Below are 262 nucleotides of genomic sequence, written 5' to 3'. Positions count from 1 at the left end.
TTAATTCTTTAGAAGTCTTAAGATTATATTTACTTTTTAACACCTCTATCACTTCTTGTTTGGTAGTATATTTGGATTTTTTCTTAATAATATTTTTTGCATTTTTAGGATTTTTCACTGCACCAAACATTGCTAAAGAATCACCGGTAATGCCGACATTTTCAAGTGATTCTAAAGCCTCATCTACAATACCTCCCAAAGGAGAAAATAAAGGCTCTATAGCTCCACTTGATGATTTTTCCCATTCTTTAAATTCATCATC

1 pseudogene is annotated in these 262 nt (G+C 30.5%); it reads right to left on the bottom strand.

Features of this window, described 5'->3' with window-relative positions:
* Nucleotides 1-262, bottom strand: a pseudogene (locus tag CAMP5053_RS08520) (hypothetical protein); the annotation flags it as partial.

Origin of the sequence: Campylobacter sp. S4:11 (genome assembly GCF_024723695.1) — a bacterium.
Classification (GTDB): domain Bacteria; phylum Campylobacterota; class Campylobacteria; order Campylobacterales; family Campylobacteraceae; genus Campylobacter_D; species Campylobacter_D jejuni_C.
Note: the sequence above shows the minus strand (reverse complement) of the source record. Positions and strands in the feature narration are given on the sequence as shown.